Genomic DNA, 19,227 nt, shown 5'->3' with positions numbered 1-19,227 from the left:
GAAAAACATATGCCATATCAAGTATCTTCATTATGATACAGTTATCGGTTTTTAAGAGAACAGATAAAGACTCGTGTTTAAATCGAAAGGTAAGAGGTGTATGACATGACAAAAATTATGGCAGTCAACGCAGGTAGTTCGTCATTAAAGTTCCAGCTTCTCGAGATGCCATCTGAGAAGATGCTCGCCGTCGGGCTCGTCGAGCGTGTCGGAAAAGAAGATGCGATCTTCACGATTAAATATGGCGAAGGACAAAAGTTCCATATCGTCACACCGCTTCATTCACATAAAGAAGCGGTCGAGCTCTCGCTCGAAAAATTAATCGACCTTGATATCATTCAGTCGTTCGACGAAATCGCAGGCGTCGGTCACCGTGTCCTTCACGGAAAAGAGTTGTACGCGGATTCGGTCGTTATCGACGATGAGGTCATGAAGAACATCGAATCGTTCGTCGAACTCGGACCGCTCCACATCCCGCCAAACTTGACGGGGATTCGTGCGTTCCAAACGATTTTGCCGAACGTACCGCAAGTCGCGGTCTTCGACACGGCGTTCCACCAGTCGATGCCGGAAGAGAACTTCTTGTACAGCCTTCCGTACGAGTACTACACGGAGCACGGCGTCCGGAAGTACGGTTTCCACGGAACGAGCCACAAGTACGTCACGCAACGTGCGGCAGAGCTTCTCGGTCGTCCGCTTGAAGACCTTCGTTTGATCTCATGCCACCTCGGTAGCGGTGCATCAATCGCAGCGGTTGCCGGTGGTCGTTCAATTGACACGACAATGGGCTTCACGCCACTCGAAGGAATCACGATGGGAACGCGCTCGGGATCACTTGACCCGGCTCTCATCCCGTTCTTGATGCAGAAGACTGGCAAGTCGGCTGAAGACGTATTGAACGTCATGAACAAAGAGTCAGGTGTCTACGGTCTCTCGGGTATCTCGAGTGACTTGCGTGACATCGAGCAAGCAGCGGCTGAAGGCAACCACCGTGCCGAAGTCTCGCTCAAAATCTTCTCGAACCGCATCCACGGTTATATCGGTCAATATGCGGCAGAGATGAACGGTGTCGATGCGATCATCTTCACAGCTGGTGTCGGAGAAAACTCTGACGTCATCCGTGAGCGCATCCTTCGTGGCCTTGAGTTCATGGGCGTCTACTGGGATCCATCACTCAACAACGGAGCACGCGGCAAAGAGTTGTTCATCAACTACCCGCACTCACCAGTCAAAGTCATCATCATCCCAACGAACGAAGAGTTGGTCATCGCACGCGATACCGTACGCATCGCCAACCTCGTTGAGTCACACGTTTAAGTTATTACAAAGTCCGTCCCGCAACCTTGCGAGACGGACTTTTTTAGTGCTTTTGACGCATGAAGGGGGAAGGGATTGTGACAATGGACCGAATGAATCCAGCTCGTTTGTAATATTCGACGTAAGGAAAGCAGGTTTTCGTAACAATCCAGATATATTAATTCCTTTAAATGGTAATTAATGTGACAAAAACTAAAGATTATTATTAAAACCGTCATCTTTCTTTAAAAGATGGCGGTTTTGTAATCTAACCGTAACTTTGATGACACTCAAATGAATTTTAGTTGTAAACGCACGTCGTCATGTTTCGTCATATAGTTATCTGGACGAAACATTCAGCAATAAACGCGAAATGTGACAGTGAATACGGCACCACAGATTCGACACCATGAACTTACAACTCACAAACCGACTAGGAGAGGACAAACCACATGCTCAAAAAAATTGGAACGGTCTTACTACTGACGGTCATGACACTCGCTATGCTCTTGCCACAACAACAACAAGTTGAGGCATCTTCAAAAGTTTACGTTCAAAGCCAAGTTAACGGATTAAACGTCCGCTCGGCAGGTTCACTCAACGGAAAAGTCATCGGCAAGATCAACAAAGGACAACAATTACAGCGTACCGGCTCAAAAGGGGCTTGGATTCGCGTCAACTACAAAGGCAAAGCAGGTTGGATCGCTACTAAATACTTACGCACCGTGAAAAAGACGGTCGCGAAGGCTAGTGTGAAAACATATACGATGAACGCATCGGCTTACACACCGTATTGCAAAGGGTGTTCAGGTGTGACGGCATTAGGCTGGAACGTCCGGGCCCAAAAACGCAACGTCGTCGCTGTCGATCCGCGCGTCATCCCGCTCGGTAAGAAAGTACAAGTGTACGTCGGCGGGAAGTTGATGGGCACATACACAGCGGCCGATACAGGCGGCGCCATCAAAGGCAACAAAATCGACATCTTGATGTACTCACAAAGTGCGGCCCTCAACTTCGGTCGTAAGACAGTAACTGTCAAAGTATTATAATCAGGCATACAAAAGGGCCATCGCATTTGCGATGGCCCTTTTGTGAATCATGTTATTGGCGGACGATGAGAACGTCACACTTCGAATAGCGAACGATGCTTTCAGAGACGCTACCGATGAAGAAGCGTTCGACGGCGTTCAAGCCGGTCGCTCCACAGATGATGAGGTCAATGTCGTGATTCGGTGCGATTTTTTTAGCGATCGTCACTTTTGGAGAGCCGTACTCGATGACCGTCTCGACTTCTTTGACACCACGTTCTTTCGCGCGATTGACGTAGTCCTCGAGCAATTCCTTCGCATACGTTTCAGCACGCTCGGTAATCGTCCGGTCATATGCTTCGACCGTGGCGAACGTCCGTGTATCGATGACGTGACCGATATACAGCTTGCCATCGTTTCGAAGGGCGACGTCGATTGCTGTTTCAAATGCGCGTTCCGCCTCTTTCGAGCCGTCGACGGCAGATAGAATATGTTTGTAGACAATTGCCATGTAAATCCCAACCTTTCGCTTGAAATGTACGTGCGGCTTACATGTATAGTATACCACTTCTGCCTAAATTCACGCCCGGTTCTTTCAGAAATGTGTGAAATATTCACAACTTTCTCACCGAACAGGTTGAAGTTTGGAAATGAGCAGACGGAACGGGTAAGATGATACAGAGGAGGGATGACGATGAAACACGTAGTCATCACGGCCGGTGCGAAAGGAATCGGCCGCATTGTGACGGAACGACTGTTAGAAGAAGGTTGGCACGTCAGCGTATTGCAACGGAAGCCGATCAATTGGAACCACGAGCGGTTACATATGATTGAGACGCCGTTGACGGACCGCCAGGCCGTCTTGAGTGCCTATGAAGAGGCAGTGGCCAAGTTCGGAGAACCGGACGCGCTCATCTTGAATGCCGGGCCATATATCTTTGAACGGAAATGTCTCGTCGACTTGTCTGACGAAGAATGGGACGAGGTGATCACGGGTAACTTGTCAGCCTCGTTTTGGTTGATGCGCCGAGCCATCCCGAGCATGCGGTCGAAACAGTTCGGCCGCATCATCACGTACGGCTTCCCGGAAAGTGCGACGGCACCAGGCTGGATTCACCGGTCGGCGTTCGCGGCAGCGAAAACGGGACTTGTCAGTTTGACGAAATCGGTCGCGCTTGAAGAGGCGGCCTACGGCATCACAGCCAATATGATCAATCCAGGCAATATTGTCGGGGCACAAAAAGAGATGCGAATCGAAGCGGCCGAACCGGATGATCAAACACCGGTCGGCCGGCACGGGACGGGCGGAGATATCGCACGAATGATTCTGTTCTTGCTCGCTCACGATTCTGACATGGTCACGGGTGCTGTCATTGATGTGACCGGCGGTGTCAACGTCGTCCATCAATACCGGAAATAAGGAGGGGTCTGCATGAAGTTGGCCATATTGACCGATATCCATGGCAACGTCCAAGCGCTCGATGCGGTGCTTGCCGAACTGGACCGGCAACGGATCGATCAAATCTGGAGTTTAGGGGACATGATTGCGATGGGACCCGATTCGAACGAAGTGATGGCGCGACTGCTCGACCGCGGCGTGCACATGATTACGGGCAACCATGACGAGGCCGTGTTGTCGCTCATGGCTGGGACAGGGCATCCCGAAAGCTACGCACACACGCGCCCGCATCATGAGTGGGTGGCGCGTACGTTGAAACCTGCCTATGCGGAGGCGCTCTTCAAGCTGCCGCGCACGATTGAACGTGTTGTCGAAGGGACTCGCGTATACGGCATCCATTACCATATCCCGACCGAGAAACGGGAGACGCCGATCACCGAGGAACCGTTCCACGACATCGTCGAGGCGACACTTTCGAACATGCAGTCGCTTTACGCGGCGTATGAGGCGGATGTCATCTGTTTCGGGCATCATCATCCGGAGCACATGTTTCGGGATGACGCGAAACATTATTTCAATCCGGGAGCGCTCGGTGTCGCCCGTGACGACTTGGCCCGTTACGGCATCCTCGAGTGGGGTGAGGCCGGCTTCTCGATTCACCCACAAGCCGTGCCGTATGACAAACGCTCGTTCCTTGAGACGATGGAACGCCGTGACGTGCCACAACGAGACGTCATGTTCCGACTCTTTTATTGACCGTGAAAAAGACCAGCCGCGCGCGCGGCTGGTCTTTCTTTGTGACTCAATCGATTTCTTGGAGCGTTTTCGGATAACTCGTCAACAGAATCGGGCCACTCTCGGTCATGACGATGTCGTCCTCGATGCGGACGCCGCCGACGCCAGGGAGATAAATCCCCGGTTCGACGGTGAACGTCATCCCGACTTGGGCCGTCATGTCGTTATTGGCGGCCATTGACGGGAATTCGTGTACTTCGATGCCGATACCGTGTCCGACACGATGCGTGAAGTATTCCCCGTAGCCGGCCGTCGTGATGACTTGACGGGCCGCGATATCGATCGAGCCGAGCGTCGTCCCGACGTTCGCCATCTCGATCGCAGCTTCTTCGGCCTTGAGGACGGTCTCGTAAATCTCTCGTTGTTTCGTGCTCGCTTCTCCATAGACGACGGTGCGAGTGATGTCAGAAGCGTATCCTTGCCAAATGACACCGAGGTCGAACAAAGCGAAATCGCCTTTCTTCAAGCGATTGTTGCCGGGTACACCGTGCGGGTCGGCGCTATTCTCACCGAACAACACAAGTGTGTCGAACGACATCTCCCGGACGCCTTGCTTCTTCATCGCATACTCGATTTCCGCGATGACCTCGAGCTCGGTCACGCCTTCACGCAATGCGCGAATCCCTGCCTCGATCGCCATATCGGCGAGTTCGGCGGCGCGCTTCATCAAGCGGACCTCGTCCGGTGACTTGATCATGCGAAGTGCCTGCAACTCTTCCGTCAAGTCGATGATTGACAGTCCCGCGAAACCGGCGCGGAGTTGCTCGGCGCGATTGTACGTCAAATGCTCGCCTTCTACTCCGATTCGCTCGGGGATGATCTGTTGGTCGAGGAACAGTTTGACGACTTTGTCCCATGGGTTTTCATGATCCATGTACGTGACGATATCGCCGTTCCACTCGCTCGCTTCGACGATTCCTTTTTCAAGTGCTGGACAGACGATCGCGGTCGTGCCGTTCTTCAAGACAAGAATGGCGATGAGCCGCTCATGAGCCTCGGCGTATACTCCTGAAAAGTAGAAGACCGATGCTTTCGATGTGACGAAAGCGGCGTCTAACCCTTTCGTGGCCAAAGATTGTGCAATATGGTTGGTTCGTTGATTCAACTCGTTTCCCTTCCTTCTCGTTCATTGGCGTTCTTTCTCATTATAACGTTTTCCAAAACGGAAAGGAAATGTCACCATTTCAGTAGTACAGTTTGAAGAAGAACGACTGATACAGTATACTGAGGATGACAGAAAATGTATTGAGGAAAGGGACTCGTGACATGACAACAAAACATGAACAGATCATAGCACATATCGAGTCGCTCGATGTCGGGTCCAAAATTTCGGTCCGCCAAATCGCGAAAGAGTTGGCGGTATCAGAAGGAACGGCGTATCGGGCCATCAAAGAAGCAGAGAATTTAGGATTTGTGTCGACGATCGAACGGGTCGGGACGATCCGAATCAAGCGTAAGCACAAAGAGAATATCGAAAAACTGACGTTCGCTGAAGTCGTCAATATCGTGGACGGGCAAGTGCTCGGCGGCCGTGACGGGCTGCATAAGACGCTCTCGAAGTTCGTCATCGGGGCGATGAAGCTCGAAGCGATGATGCGTTACATCGATGTCGACTCGCTCGTCATCATCGGAAACCGGGAAAAGGCGCATGAACTCGTGCTCCAGTCTGGCGGTGCCGTCTTGATCACAGGTGGATTCGATACGACCGACGAAGTGAAGCGGATGGCGGATAAATACCACATGCCGGTCATCTCGACTTCCTATGATAGTTTCACCGTCGCGACGATGATCAACCGTGCCATCTATGACCGTTTGATCAAAAAAGAGATTCTACTCGTATCGGATATCGTCATTCCGCTCCACGACACGTTCTATTTAAAAGTGGACGATACGGTCAAACGCTGGCATGAGCTGAATGAACGGACGAAACATAATCGCTATCCCGTCATCGACGAACAGATGAAAGTCGTCGGGGTCATCACGGCGAAAGACTTGATTGACCGCCCGCATGACACCGAAATCGAGAAAGTGATGACGAAGAGCCCGATCACGGTCGGCGTTCAGACGAGCGTCACCAATGCCGCCCATCAAATGGTATGGGAAGGTATCGAGATGTTGCCGGTTGTCGACAACTACGGCCGTCTGCTCGGAATCATCAGCCGCCAAGACGTCTTGAAGGCGCTCCAACTCGCCAACCGTCAACCGCAAGTCGGCGAGACGTTCGACAATATGATCACGAACCAATTGAAAGAAGATCCGAACTCGAACGGGACCGCGTTCACCGTCGAGGTCGCGCCGCAAATGACGAGCCACATGGGGACGGCGTCGTCAGGTGTCTTGACGACGTTACTTGTCGAAGGGGCGACCCGGAGTCTGCGTCATATGAAAAAAGGCGACCTCGTCGTCGAGAATATCACGGTCTATTTCATGAAACCGATTCAAATCGAGAGTCAAATTCGAGTCTCGGCCAACGTGTTCGACCTCGGTCGGAAGTTCGGGAAAGTCGACGTCGAGATGACGCAAGGCACGCAACTCGTTGCCAAAGCGCTCGTTACGGCGCAATTGATCGACCGTTAACTAAAAAACGAGCTGATGATGTCATCAGCTCGTTTCTGTCTGCCCTTATGCTTGTTTGATCGGCTCTTCGTTCGCGAGCGGATAGATTTTACGGTACCGGATGAACCCGACGACGGCATTGCCTAGCCCTAGGACGAGCATGGCGATGCTGACGATCCAACCGATTGTCGAGCCGAGCCCGAGGCCGCCGATCATCTGGTTGACGGCGAAAAGTGCGAGGAACAGGCTCAACCAGATGAGCGCTTGCGTGTTAAAGAGCGCTTTCCGGTATGGTGTCTTCGTCAAATAGGCGCGTCGTTTAGAAACGAAATAGGCACCTAACGAAAACAAAATGAGTCCGATCATAATTAATTGACCCAAGTGAAGAAACCCCTTTCAGACGTGTAATCTGTTATCATCATACCATAGAATAGTGTTCAAGAAAGCGAGGAATGGCGATGGCACACTGGCCAGAGGCAGCAACGATATTGAAATTGATTGAAGCGGCGGATACGATCATGATCCACCGACACGTCCGTCCTGACCCTGACGCGCTCGGCAGTCAGCTAGGGTTGAAGCGGATGTTAGAGGTCGCTTATCCGGAAAAACGAATTTACGTCGTCGGCGGCATCGTCCGCGACTTAGAATTTTTAGGCAAGATGGAGCATGTTGAAGCCGACATGTACAAAGACGCGCTCGTCATCGTGCTCGACACGGCTAACCACGAACGAATCGATGGGCCACACGCCTTAACAGGCAAGACGGTCGTCAAAATCGATCACCACCCTGATGAGGACGCGTATGCGACCCATCAAATCGTCGACACGACGGTCAGTTCGACGTCGGAGATGATTGCTGAACTTGCGGGAATCTGGGGGCTTGCCCTTGACGAGGCGTCCGCATTCTTGTTGTTCGCCGGAATCGTCGGCGACACGGGACGGTTCCAGTTCCGCAATGCGACGCCGCGCACGTTTGAGGTCGCCGCCGAATTGATCAACTACGGCATCGATACGAATCGGTTGTATCGTCAAATGTATAAGACGAACTTGGCGACGTTACAGCTCCAAGGCTATGTGCTTCAAAACGTCAACGTGACAGAAGCGGGTGTCGGCTATGTCAAGATCGATGCGGACGTCTTGCGCACGTTCCACGCGACACCGGAAGCGGCATCGTTGCTCGTCAACAGTTTCTCAGGACTCGAAGGATTGAAGTGCTGGGTCATGTTCGTCGAGAACAAAGATGAGATTCGGGTCCGAATCCGTTCGAAAGGGCCGGTTATCAATGAAGTGGCGAAACGCTATCGCGGTGGCGGCCATCCGATGGCAGCCGGTGCCACGATCGATACATGGGAAGAGATGGACGAAGTGATTGCGGCACTCGATGAAGTCGCGGCGCCATTCACGTTCGAAACAGAAGAGAGCTGACCCGTTGGTCAGCTCTCTTCAGCTTTTGTCCTGATCTTGTGGGATGAACCATGTGCCGCGGTCGGTCACGTCCTCGACGACGTCGAGTTGATACTCGGCGATATAGCGGCGAAGTCGGTCGATAATCTCCGGGCTATCGGCGAAGACGGTCTGGCCGTTCTGTAAATTTTCGAGCTTGTCTCGTGCGATTTTACCCCGATTAATAATCATACGGTTTATACCCCCTTTTAGGAGAAGTTTTGTCTATAATTATTGTATCAGACAAGTGCCGGAATGAGTTTGACAATTGTGAAAAAAAGAAAGGGGGGATCTTGTGATCCACTTGAATGTACGATCGGCTTTTAGTTTGATGCAGAGCACGATTCGACTTGAACAATACGTCGCGCTGATGGCTGAGAGAGGGAGTCGGGCCGTCGCGCTCGCTGACGATGCATTATACGGCTTGCCGCAGTTCGTCCGATTGTGCGAACGCTATGCGGTCAAACCTGTCATCGGGTTGCGGACCAAGCTGCGGATGGACGGGTTTGACGTGTCTGTCCTCGTCTACGCGTTGACCGAGGAACAGTTGCCGGAACTGTATCGCCTTGTGCAGGCCGATGGAGTGACCGAGACGACCGAACTGGCGGTAGTCGTCTTACCGGAGAATTGGAAGACGAACGACCCAGTTCACCGCAGGCGCTTGTATAACCATCTGCTCGGTTACGTGAACGAGGAGAAACTATGGCTCGGATTGCCGGCGCCCCAAACGACGGAGCAGACGTTGATGCTCAGGCAGCTCCGCGAGATGCGGGAGGAGCTCGGCACGAAGCTCGTGCCGGCCCCCGAGACGTGTTACATGCGCCCAGAAGATTTCGAGGCGTATCGTGCCATCGTCGCCATCGGCGAAGGAGAGCTCATCTCGCAAGAAGACGTTCACCAGAAAGGGAAATACGTCCGCCTACCGAGTGAGATGAACGATTGGTTTGAACCGATCGAACTCGAGGCACTCGACCGATTCGAATCTCTCGTGTCCGTCACTCGGTTGCCGCAAGCGACAACATCCATCCCAGAATTCGAAGGTGCCATCGACCGGTTGAAGCGACTCGTCGCCGACCGCTTAAAGGCGCTCGACCTATTCCAAGAAGATTATATAGAACGGGCCCGCTATGAACTCGATATCATCGCGCGGACGGGTTTCGCCTCTTACTTCCTCATCGTCGAAGATATCGTTCGCTATGCGAAGGAACAAGGGATCGAGGTCGGTCCGGGTCGTGGTTCCGCGGCCGGGTCGCTCGTCAGTTTCGCGCTTCACATCACCGAGGTCGACCCAGTCCGGTTCGGTCTCTTGTTCGAACGATTTTTGAATCCGGAACGAATCACGATGCCGGATATCGACTTGGACTTCGAGGATGAACGACGCGATGAGGTCGTTCGCTACGTGTTGGAGAAGTATGGTGAAAACCATGCGGCCCAAATCGGTACGCTCGCCACGTTCGGTGCAAAGGCGGCGTTACGGGATGTCGCGCGGGCGCTCGGTCTGACGCTTGAAGAAGGACAAGCGGCCAGCAAACAAGTAAAAGATGACGGGTTGGCCGGGATTTTGGCCAACCCTTCGAAAGTGAAATGGTTCGCCGGCAGTCAAAAGCGCTCGCAGCTCTTGAAAATCGCCTCCGAGTTGGAAGGGTTACCGCGCCAAGCTTCGGTCCATGCGGCCGGCCTTGTGCTCAGCCGGGAGGCACTTGATGCGATCACACCGTTGCAGCCGACGACAGGGGAGCAAGTGACCCAATATAATATGAAGGATCTCGAAGCGCTCGGTCTGTTGAAAATCGATTTGCTCGGCCTGCGCAACTTGACGAGGCTCCGGCAGATGGAGGCGCTGATTCGGGAGACGGATGAACTGTTTTCGCTGAAGACGATCCCATTGAATGACGCCAAGACGTTCCGCGTGCTCGCCCGGGGTGACACGGACGGGATCTTCCAATTTGAGTCGGAAGGGATGAAACAAGCGCTTCGGCAAGTGAAGCCGACCGAGTTCGAGGATATCGTTGTCACGATGTCGCTCTATCGTCCGGGGCCGATGCAGTTCATCGATACGTATGCGAAGCGCAAGCATGGGATGCCTTATCAAGCGGTCCATCCGGTCGTCGGCGACATCATGCGGACGACGAACGGCGTGCTCGTCTATCAGGAACAAGTCATGCGCTTGTTGCGGGAGCTCGCGGGGTATTCATACGCCGAGGCGGATTTGATACGCCGCGCCATCGCCAAAAAAGACGTGGCAGCGATTGACGTCGAGAAAGCCCGCTTCTTAGAACGTTCGTCGGAGCGGTTCAACATTGACTCGATGCGGCAAGTGTTCTCGTGGATCGAGAAGTTCGCTGGTTACGGCTTCAACCGTTCCCACGCCGTCGCCTACAGTTTGATCAGTTACCGTCTAGCTTATGTGAAGGCGCACTTTGAACGAATCTTCTACCTCGTGACGTACGACAAGACGAATCAGCTCGTCCGCATGTTGCGGAAAGGAAAAATCCCTGTCTATCCGCCCGACGTTCTGCACGGACAAGCCGCCGCCTTTTTAGAAGGGCCCGGCGTGCGTCTCGGACTGAAGGCGGTCCAAGGGTTGACGAAACGCGATGTCGAGCGGTTGATTGAGCATCATGCCGAGTTCACGGATGTGAAGCGTCTGCTTGAACTCATGGACTGGGGAACGAAAGACCATATGAAACTGCGACGCCTGCTCGGTGCTGGGGCGTTGGATCGGATGTACCACGGTGAGCGTCGACGTGCCTTTGAAGCGGTCGAACGGCTTCGCGAGGAGACGGAGACGCATCTGCTCCCGGATGAGTTGTCCGCGCTCGGATTAAAACGATCCGCGCCGATTGAGCCGAATTGGTCCGAGGAAGAACGAGAGGCGCTCGGGACGTGGATCGTCCATTCGCCATTGACGACGGTCGCGCCGCTCTCGATCGAGACGGTGACGATTGATGAAGTGCTCCATGGCGAACGCGGATTCATCGTCGTCTATGTGGACGCGATTCGGACGTTCAAGACGAAGAAGAACGAAGAGATGGGTGTCGTCATGGTCGATGACGGTGTGTCGCAAGATGAGGTCGTCATCTTCCCGCGGGTGTTCGCGCAATTTTCGCGCTCGCTTTACGTCGGGAACGTCCTCTTGCTCGAGGTTCATCCAAATGAACGGGACGGACGGCGTCAACTCGTCGTCGAGCGGGTCCGGCCGCTCCATGGACAAGCGCTCTTTGTCCGTCTGCGCTTGGAGTCGTTCGCCGACCTCGAAGAGTTGCTCCATACGTCCAAAGGGGATGTGCCGGTTATTTGTCGGTTCTCGGATTCAAAGGAAGTGAAGCAACTTGCCTCGGCGTATGCGATCAATCCGACGGAGTCATTGCTCTTGGCGTTGAAACAACGGTTTGGTGAAACGGATGTCGTGTTGAAGCGGGTCGACTCGAAATTGCCCGGTACGAAAACTAGTACCAAGTCATAAAAAGTGGTATAATCTGATTAATTGGTCTGACCACTTTAGAGAAAATGCCATCCAAAAAGGGAGTTGAACGGTCAGATGCATGGAAAACACGCATCCTCATTTCACGAAAACATTTCAAAAATTAGAACGTTGATCGTCCAGGCCTCACTCGAGCCAGGCGACCGTCTCCCGTCAGAACGGGAACTCGCCGAGACGCTATCCATCAGCCGTGCCTCGGTCCGTGAAGCGTTACGGGCACTCAGCTTCCTTGGAATCGTTGAGACGAGACATGGCGGCGGCACGTTTTTATGTGAGCAAGATCGGCATCGGTATATTGAGATTTTGTCAGAGTTTATCGTCACGAAACAGACGAAGGCGTCGGACATTGTCGATATGTTGCGACTGCTCGAACGCTTGGCGTTGACGGAAGTCGAACCGACCCCGGAACGCATCGCGTTGCTCGAGGGGAGTGTGGAGACGGACCGTGCCTTCCGGCAGCATCTCATCTTCGGGTTGAAGAATGAACTGTTCATTCGAATTTGGAGTGAAGTAAACCGATTTTATGACGGGACGGACGCGGGCGACTTGTATACTGAAGATGAACGTAGACGATTGTTGGAGATGTGGCGTGAGGCGGGGATGCCGGAATGAACGAGGGGGAAGCGATGACTGCTTTTTTCAAGAAACCGAAACGATATATGCCTTTGCGTCAACGAGAACCAAAAATTGACGCACCACAAGGCTTGATGACAAAATGTCCATCCTGTAAATATATGCATTACACGAAACAGTTAAACGAAAATCATAAAGTGTGTGATTGCGGCTACCATTTCCCGCTCAGTGCAGATGAGCGGATTCACATGTTGGTCGACGGTCAATCGTTTGAAAAATTTGCGGGACCGCTCGTCAAAGAGAACCCGCTTGATTTTCCAGATTATGAAGATAAATTGAAAAAAGACAGGGAGCGAACTGGGATTGAAGAAGCCATCGTCTGTGGCCGCGCCACGATCGATGGGCTCCCGGTCGTCGTCTGCGTCATGGATGCCCGCTTCCGTATGGGATCGATGGGGGCGTATGTCGGAGAAGCGATCGCCTCGGCCGTCCGGACCGCGACGAAAGAACGATTGCCGGTCGTCCTGTTCACCGCTTCAGGCGGAGCGCGCATGCAAGAAGGCATGGTCAGCTTGATGCAGATGGCCAATACGTCGATTGCGTTGAAACAACATGACGAGGCCGGTCTCTTGTACGTCGCCTACTTGACGCACCCGACGACAGGCGGCGTATCAGCCAGTTTCGCGATGCTCGGTGATGTGAACGTCGCCGAACCTGGGGCGTTGATCGGCTTCGCCGGGCGCCGCATCATCGAACAGACGATTCGTGAGAAATTGCCAGACAACTTCCAAACTGCCGAGTTCTTGTTAGAAGCGGGGCAACTGGACGCCGTCGTTCACCGTGAACAGATGCGTTCGTTCTTGAAGAAGATGATCGAGTTACACGGCGGGGAGGTCCATCATGTTTGATCCAATCAAAGAAGTAAACGAACAGCTCGGGAAGTTGCGCGAGACGGCAGAGACGAAAGGCATCGACTTATCTCGAGAAATCCGTCATCTTGAAGCAAAGCTTCATCGATTAGAAAAAGACATTTATGGGAATATGAAACCGTGGGATCGCGTGCAACTGGCGCGTAACCCGAAACGGCCGACGACGCTCGATTATATCACCCAACTGTTTCCAGATTTCATCGAGTTGCACGGTGACCGTCACGGCTATGATGATGCTGCCATCGTAACGGGATTGGCCACACTCGACGGGACAGCGGTGACAATTATCGGCCATCAACGAGGTCGTAACACGAAAGAGAACATGAAACGTAACTTTGGGATGCCGCATCCAGAAGGCTATCGCAAAGCGCTTCGCTTTATGAAGCAAGCGGAAAAGTTCAATCGTCCTGTCATCACGTTCATCGATACGAAAGGCGCTTACCCTGGGAAAGCCGCCGAAGAGCGTGGACAAAGCGAGGCGATTGCGCGCAACTTGTTCGAGATGGCGACGTTGAAAGTGCCGATTATCTCGATCGTCATCGGAGAAGGCGGGTCGGGCGGAGCGCTCGGGATTGGTGTCTGTGACCGTCTGCTCATGTTAGAGAACAGCACGTATTCGGTCATTTCACCAGAAGGCGCCGCCGCGCTCTTGTGGAAAGACGCGAAGCTCGCAGAACGCGCAGCGGAGACGATGAAGATCACAGCACAAGATTTGCTGAATTTAGGGATTGTCGATGAAGTCGTCACCGAGGTATTCGGCGGCGCCCACATCGATGTGTCATTACAGTCATCACTCTTAAAGCCTGTATTAGCACAACACATGACGGAGTTGCGAGGCCGGACTCAAAATGAGTTGTTGCAAGGGCGGGCCGCCAAATATCATCAAATTGGCACAATTGGCTCGTGAAAACGTTAACAACCGCTTCGGGTTCACGTTCATTCACTCACGAGATGACTGGTTTTGAGCACACCCCATGCTTTTTTTTCACATACTTGTGTTGTAAAACAAAGGTCAGACATGGTATTTTATTTTCAGATTTCGTTAAAACACATAAGAGGTGAGTGACGTGAATTTAAAACGTATTGCGGTATTGACAAGTGGGGGAGACGCCCCTGGAATGAACGCTGCAGTCCGTGCCGTGACCCGAAAAGCAATTTTCGAAGGTCTAGAAGTGTACGGTGTGTATAACGGCTATCAAGGTCTAATCGAAGGAGATCTCGTCGAATTGAACCTCGGTTCGGTCGGCGATATCATTCAACGCGGAGGAACATTCTTACGTTCGGCCCGTTGCCCTGAGTTTAGAACGGAAGAGGGTCGTGCGAAAGCGGTCGAGCAGTTGAAGAAATTCGACATCGACGCGCTCGTAGTAATTGGTGGAGACGGTTCATACCGTGGCGCCCAAAAGTTGACAGAACTCGGTTTCCCAACAATTGGTCTGCCGGGAACGATCGACAACGATATCCCGGGTACAGATGCGACAATCGGATTCGACACAGCGCTCAACACGGCGCTTGACGCGATTGACAAAATCCGTGACACGGCGTCGTCGCATGAACGGACGTATGTCATTGAAGTGATGGGCCGTGACGCAGGTGATATCGCACTTTATGCCGGTCTTGCCGGCGGTGCCGAGTCAATCCTCGTCCCAGAACGTCCAGAAGACTTGAGTGCGATCGTGGAACGCATCAACCATGGTGTGGCTCGCGGTAAGAAACACTCGATCGTCGTCGTCGCTGAAGGCGCCGGCAGTGCGGAAGAGATCGGAAAGATGATCGCTGAGAAGACAAACTCAGAGACACGCGTGACGATTCTTGGACACATTCAACGTGGCGGTTCCCCGACTGCTGCGGACCGCGTGCTTGCGAGCCGCATGGGTGCTTACGCTGTCGAGATTTTACTCGAAGGCAAGGCAGGACGTGTCGTCGGCATTCGTGCCGGTAAGATGATGGATCTCGATATCGACGAAGCGCTCGATCACAACAAGCACACGCTCGATATGCAGTTGATCGATCTTTCGAACCAACTTTCGATTTAACGAGTACCAGTGAACTCCACAGAGACGGGATCAGGTCGGTTGACCCCCCGTTTTCTGTGTGTAAATGTAATACATCCCCTAGGAGGTTTTTATTTATGCGTAGAACGAAAATTGTATGTACGATTGGACCAGCTTCAGAGAAACGTCTTCCGGAAATGATTGAAGCCGGTATGAACGTCGCCCGTCTCAACTTCTCACACGGTGACTATGAAGAGCACGGCGCACGTATCCGCGACATCCGTGAAGCAGCAAAAGCTGCCGGCAAAGTCGTGACGGTTCTTCTTGACACGAAAGGTCCTGAAATCCGTACACATACGTTTGAAGACGGAAAAGCACTCCTCGAAAAAGGCAAAGAAGTCATCATCGTCTCAACAGAAGAAATCGTCGGAACGAAAGATCGTTTCTCGGTCACATACGAAGGTCTCTACGAAGACGTTGAAGTCGGTTCACGCATCATGCTCGACGACGGACTCATCGGTCTCCTTGTCGTTGAGAAGCTCCCGAACCGTGACCTTCGCTGCGTCATCGAAAACGAAGGCGTCATCAAGACGAAGAAAGGTGTCAACTTGCCTAACGTCAAGGTAAACCTTCCTGCCCTTACAGACAAAGACATCGCGGACATCGAGTTCGGGATTTCACAAGACATCGATGTCATCGCGGCATCGTTCGTCCGCCGTGCGTCTGACGTCGTTGAGATTCGTCAACTTCTTGAACGCAACAACGCGTCACACATCAAAATCTATCCGAAAATCGAGAACCAAGAAGGTGTCGACAATATCGACGAAATCTTGGCGATTTCTGACGGTTTGATGGTCGCTCGTGGTGACCTCGGAATCGAGATCCCAACGGAAGAAGTCACACCAGTTCAAAAAGAATTGATCAAGAAGTGTAACGACCTCGGGAAACCGGTCATCACGGCTACACAAATGCTTGATTCAATGCAACGCAACCCGCGTCCAACACGTGCGGAAGCATCTGACGTTGCCAACGCCATCCTCGATGGTACGGATGCGGTCATGCTTTCAGGTGAGACGGCAGCAGGGGACTACCCAATCGAGTCAGTTCAAATGCAAGCAGCAATCGCTGTACGTACTGAGCAAATGCTCGACTACAAAAACTTGCTTAAAGATCGTCAGAAACGCAGTGAGCACACGGTCACGGATGCAATCTCACAAGCGGTTGCCCACACGGCAATCAACTTGAACGCGAAAGCGATCTTGACACCGACACAATCAGGTTACACGGCTGCTCGTACAGCGAAGTATCGTCCAGAGGCGAACATCATCGCGGTCACAGAGTCAGAGCGTGTGGCACGTCAATTGAACCTCGTTTGGGGCGTGTACCCGATCATTGCTGACACAATGCCGAACAACACGGATGAGATGTTGGTACAAGCTTCAGAAGCGGCTCGTCACGCTGGATTCGTCACAGACGGTGACCTCGTCGTCATCTCGGCTGGTATCCCGGCTGCGACTGCGGGTACGACGAACATGATGAAAGTTCATATCGTCGGTCACGCCCTCGCAAACGGCCGCGGGATCGGTGAGCGCGGTCTCGTCGGTGAAGTCGTCATTGCGAACAATGCAGACGAAGCGAATGCGAAAGCGAAAGACGGCATGATCCTCGTCGCACCATTCACAGACAAAGAAATGATGCCAGCGATTGAAAAAGCAGCTGGAATCATCACTGAAGACGGCGGATTGACGAGCCATGCTGGTATCGTCGGGCCATCACTCCGTAAACCGGTCATCGTCGGTGTCGAATCAGCGACATCAACGTTCCGTGACGGACAGATGATTTCGATCGACCCACTTACTGGTAAAATCTACAACGCGTAATCGAATGCCAATCGAACCGACTCTCTCATGAGTCGGTTCTTTTTCCATTCAGAAAGAGAGTCTATAATGAGTGCGTATTTGTTCTTATTGCTGCTCGTGTTGATCGGCGTCATTGCCCATAACCAATCGATCATCATCGCCAGCAGCGTCCTATTGATTATTAAAGCAATCGGATTCGGTGATCAACTGTTCCCGACGCTCGCCTCAAAAGGCATCCATTGGGGCGTGACGATTATCACGATTGCCGTGCTCGTCCCGATTGCGACCGGTGACATCGGGTTTAGGGAATTGTGGAATAGTATTAAAGGGCCGGTCGGCATCATCGCTTTCGGCTCAGGAATCTTCGTCGCGCTCGCCGCGGCCCAAGGCGTTCAATTGATGCGAGTCGAACCCGTCGTGACGACGGCACTCCTCGCGGGCACCATTCTAGCCGTCGGTTTCATGAAAGGTGTGCCGGTTGGACCGCTGATTGGAGCCGGGATCGCCGCTTTGATTTTAGGTGGATTTAGCCTGTTAGAAAAATGGTTCTGACATTTTTTGACGGCTGGATACGCTTACATTTCTTTTTTTCAGTAAATTGTTTATACTAGATAAAGGACAGGGTGGAGCGAGCTCGAAACGGATTGGGGAAAGTGTTCGACTTCCCGCCCTTATTCCCTACACAACAGACTGTATGATGCGGTCGATCACTTTTAAAGACTGAGGGGGAGTTATTGATGTCAACGACAAAAGGATTAGAAGGAATTGTGGCAGCGGCCTCAAAAGTCAGTTCGATCATCGACGGACAATTGACTTACGGAGGATACACAATCGACGATTTGGCGGACCACGCCACTTTTGAAGAGGTTGTTTTCCTATTATGGAACGACCGTCTTCCAAAAGCAGATGAATTAACTGAGCTCTCTGAAGCGCTCGTGAAAGAAGCCAAATTACCAGAAGAAGTCATCGCGACGCTCGAACGGGCGCCGAAATCGGCCAATGCGATGGCGACGATTCGGACGGCCCTTTCACAGCTCGCGCTTTATGATGAAGAGGCTGAAGATATGAGTACAGAAGCGAACATGCGCAAAGCGATTCGTCTCCAAGCTCAAATTGCGACGATTGTAACGGCGTTCGCTCGTCTTCGTAAAGGCGAACAACCGGTTGCGCCGAAACCTGGCTTGTCGTATGCGGCCAATTTCCTATACATGTTGAACGGAGAAGAACCAAGTGAGGTAGCCGAGAAGACGATTGATAAGGCACTCATCCTTCACGCCGACCATGAATTGAACGCTTCGACGTTCACGGCCCGCGTCTGCGTTGCCACGTTGTCTGATATTTACTCAGGCGTGACGGCAGCGATGGGAGCGCTCAAAGGCCCGCTTCACGGCGGTGCGAATGAGGCAGTCATGAAAATGCTCCACGAGATTGGTTCGGTCGACAAAGTCGAAGACTACGTTCGCGGCAAGTTCGAGCGTCGTGAGAAAATCATGGGCTTCGGTCACCGTGTATATAAGGACGGCGACCCGCGTGCGAAACATTTGAAAGAGATGAGCCGCCAACTGACGGCCCAAATCGGCGAGCCGGAATGGTACGAGATGTCTGAGAAGATCGATCACCTCGTCGAGACAGAAAAAGGCTTGAAGCCGAACGTTGATTTCTATTCAGCATCGACTTATTATGCGCTCGGTCTCGATGAAGAGTTGTTCACACCGATCTTCGCCGTCTCACGCATGTCGGGCTGGATCGCCCACATTCTCGAACAGTATGCGGACAACCGCTTGATTCGTCCACGCGCCGAGTACGTTGGCGAGACGAACCGGTCATACGTCCCGGTGAATGAGCGTTAATTGACGCGACACGAGAAGATCG

At 52.6% G+C, this 19,227-nt stretch carries 18 protein-coding genes; 14 read left to right on the top strand and 4 right to left on the bottom strand.

The window, feature by feature from the left end:
- The first annotated feature begins 105 nt into the window (after positions 1 to 105).
- A complete protein-coding gene (locus AC13H5_RS09900; RefSeq protein ID WP_021065605.1) occupies positions 106 to 1,317 on the top strand; it encodes an acetate kinase in 1,212 nt (403 codons plus the stop codon).
- Between the two features lie 431 nt (positions 1,318 to 1,748).
- Positions 1,749 to 2,345, top strand: coding sequence for a 3D domain-containing protein (locus tag AC13H5_RS09895; protein WP_034778247.1), 597 nt, complete (start codon positions 1,749 to 1,751; stop codon positions 2,343 to 2,345).
- A 52-nt stretch (positions 2,346 to 2,397) separates the two neighbouring features.
- Here AC13H5_RS09895 and AC13H5_RS09890 read toward each other — a convergent pair whose 3' ends face one another.
- Complete coding sequence (locus AC13H5_RS09890; protein WP_021065608.1) at positions 2,398 to 2,835, bottom strand: universal stress protein; 438 nt, start codon at positions 2,833 to 2,835, stop codon at positions 2,398 to 2,400.
- Positions 2,836 to 3,018: 183 nt separating this feature from the next.
- Here AC13H5_RS09890 and AC13H5_RS09885 point away from each other — a divergent pair, with 183 nt between their 5' ends.
- Together AC13H5_RS09885 and AC13H5_RS09880 are read left to right on the top strand one after the other, a co-directional pair.
- Complete coding sequence (locus AC13H5_RS09885) at positions 3,019 to 3,744, top strand: SDR family oxidoreductase (RefSeq protein ID WP_483545665.1); 726 nt, start codon at positions 3,019 to 3,021, stop codon at positions 3,742 to 3,744.
- A gap of 12 nt (positions 3,745 to 3,756) precedes the next feature.
- The gene (locus tag AC13H5_RS09880) at positions 3,757 to 4,479 is read left to right on the top strand and encodes a metallophosphoesterase family protein (RefSeq protein WP_483545664.1); all 723 of its coding nucleotides are present in this window, start codon (positions 3,757 to 3,759) and stop codon (positions 4,477 to 4,479) included.
- A 46-nt stretch (positions 4,480 to 4,525) separates the two neighbouring features.
- On the opposite strand, the gene AC13H5_RS09875 is transcribed toward AC13H5_RS09880, so the two are convergent.
- A complete protein-coding gene (locus tag AC13H5_RS09875) occupies positions 4,526 to 5,623 on the bottom strand; it encodes a M24 family metallopeptidase (RefSeq protein ID WP_034778239.1) in 1,098 nt (365 codons plus the stop codon).
- Positions 5,624 to 5,784: 161 nt separating this feature from the next.
- Between AC13H5_RS09875 and AC13H5_RS09870 the strand changes: the two genes are divergently transcribed.
- Positions 5,785 to 7,095 (top strand): DRTGG domain-containing protein, encoded by a 1,311-nt coding sequence (locus AC13H5_RS09870; protein WP_034778238.1) that lies wholly within the window; start codon positions 5,785 to 5,787, stop codon positions 7,093 to 7,095.
- A 45-nt stretch (positions 7,096 to 7,140) separates the two neighbouring features.
- Here the strand turns inward: AC13H5_RS09870 and AC13H5_RS09865 are convergent, their stop codons facing one another.
- A complete protein-coding gene (locus AC13H5_RS09865; protein ID WP_233004412.1) occupies positions 7,141 to 7,455 on the bottom strand; it encodes a YtpI family protein in 315 nt (104 codons plus the stop codon).
- Between the two features lie 77 nt (positions 7,456 to 7,532).
- Here AC13H5_RS09865 and AC13H5_RS09860 point away from each other — a divergent pair, with 77 nt between their 5' ends.
- A complete protein-coding gene (locus AC13H5_RS09860; RefSeq protein ID WP_214706652.1) occupies positions 7,533 to 8,498 on the top strand; it encodes a DHH family phosphoesterase in 966 nt (321 codons plus the stop codon).
- An 18-nt stretch (positions 8,499 to 8,516) separates the two neighbouring features.
- Here AC13H5_RS09860 and AC13H5_RS09855 read toward each other — a convergent pair whose 3' ends face one another.
- A complete protein-coding gene (locus AC13H5_RS09855) occupies positions 8,517 to 8,708 on the bottom strand; it encodes a YtzJ family protein (protein ID WP_034778236.1) in 192 nt (63 codons plus the stop codon).
- Between the two features lie 103 nt (positions 8,709 to 8,811).
- Between AC13H5_RS09855 and dnaE the strand changes: the two genes are divergently transcribed.
- The 8 genes from dnaE to citZ all read left to right on the top strand — a co-directional run bounded on the left by dnaE (position 8,812) and on the right by citZ (position 19,205).
- On the top strand, positions 8,812 to 11,982 hold the full coding sequence (dnaE, locus tag AC13H5_RS09850; protein WP_214823154.1) for a DNA polymerase III subunit alpha: 3,171 nt from the start codon (positions 8,812 to 8,814) through the stop codon (positions 11,980 to 11,982).
- Between the two features lie 75 nt (positions 11,983 to 12,057).
- Positions 12,058 to 12,612 (top strand): FadR/GntR family transcriptional regulator, encoded by a 555-nt coding sequence (locus AC13H5_RS09845; protein ID WP_034778231.1) that lies wholly within the window; start codon positions 12,058 to 12,060, stop codon positions 12,610 to 12,612.
- A gap of 14 nt (positions 12,613 to 12,626) precedes the next feature.
- Entirely contained in the window at positions 12,627 to 13,481 is an 855-nt protein-coding gene (gene accD / locus AC13H5_RS09840) for an acetyl-CoA carboxylase, carboxyltransferase subunit beta (RefSeq protein WP_034779984.1), read from the top strand.
- Positions 13,474 to 14,409, top strand: a complete 936-nt coding sequence (locus tag AC13H5_RS09835; protein ID WP_034778229.1) for an acetyl-CoA carboxylase carboxyltransferase subunit alpha — start codon at positions 13,474 to 13,476, stop codon at positions 14,407 to 14,409. Before accD ends, AC13H5_RS09835 begins: the two co-directional genes overlap by 8 nt.
- Positions 14,410 to 14,569: 160 nt before the next feature.
- Entirely contained in the window at positions 14,570 to 15,538 is a 969-nt protein-coding gene (pfkA, locus tag AC13H5_RS09830; protein ID WP_034778227.1) for a 6-phosphofructokinase, read from the top strand.
- 95 nt (positions 15,539 to 15,633) lie between these two features.
- Positions 15,634 to 17,376 (top strand): pyruvate kinase, encoded by a 1,743-nt coding sequence (gene pyk, locus AC13H5_RS09825; RefSeq protein ID WP_214753045.1) that lies wholly within the window; start codon positions 15,634 to 15,636, stop codon positions 17,374 to 17,376.
- A gap of 66 nt (positions 17,377 to 17,442) precedes the next feature.
- Positions 17,443 to 17,907, top strand: coding sequence for a DUF441 domain-containing protein (locus AC13H5_RS09820; protein ID WP_034778223.1), 465 nt, complete (start codon positions 17,443 to 17,445; stop codon positions 17,905 to 17,907).
- Positions 17,908 to 18,092: 185 nt separating this feature from the next.
- Positions 18,093 to 19,205 carry a citrate synthase gene (gene citZ, locus AC13H5_RS09815; protein ID WP_034778221.1) on the top strand — a complete coding sequence of 371 codons (1,113 nt, stop codon included), beginning with the start codon at positions 18,093 to 18,095 and terminating at the stop codon, positions 19,203 to 19,205.
- The last annotated feature ends 22 nt before the right edge of the window (positions 19,206 to 19,227 follow it).

It is taken from the genome of Exiguobacterium sp. FD-YE-25-4 (assembly GCF_057004685.1).
Note: the sequence above shows the minus strand (reverse complement) of the source record. Positions and strands in the feature narration are given on the sequence as shown.